The sequence below is a fragment of the Xanthobacter autotrophicus genome, assembly GCF_030015065.1.
GTDB lineage: Bacteria > Pseudomonadota > Alphaproteobacteria > Rhizobiales > Xanthobacteraceae > Xanthobacter > Xanthobacter autotrophicus_D.
Map to the genome: position 1 here is coordinate 1 of NZ_JAIVFN010000371.1, position 469 is coordinate 469.

At 68.7% G+C, this 469-nt stretch carries 1 protein-coding gene; it reads left to right on the top strand.

The window, feature by feature from the left end; translation table 11 throughout:
• The coding region (locus K9U40_RS23575; protein WP_282892487.1) for a branched-chain amino acid ABC transporter permease at positions 1 to 469 on the top strand (469 nt) is incomplete at both ends.

Genomic DNA, 469 nt, shown 5'->3' on the forward strand with positions numbered 1-469 from the left:
GTGCTCATCTGCATCAACATCGTCTTCGTGAACGGGCTGTCGGTCATCAGCCGCACGGGGCAGCTGTCGTTCTGCCATGCCGCGTTCATGGGCATGGGTGCGTTCACGGCGGTGGTCTGCTCCACGCGCCTGCACACCCCGTTCCCCGTCTCGGTGCTGGCGGGCGTGGGCGTCTCCGTGCTGGTGGCCTGGCTGCTGGGCGCGGTGATCCTGCGGCTGCAGGGCGTGTACTTCGTGCTCGTCACCTTCTGCTTCGGCGAGCTGTTCCGGCTGGTGCTGCTGGAAGGCGGCAGCCTCACCGGCGGCGCCAACGGCATCGCCAACATCCCCCCGGCCAGCGTCTTCGGCATCGCGCTGGACAGCAAGCTGTCGTTCTACGGCCTCGCGGCGGCCAGCGCCTTCGCGTCGATCGTGCTGCTGATCGCGCTCTTCAAGACGCCGCGCGGGCACGAACTCGACGCGGTGGGCG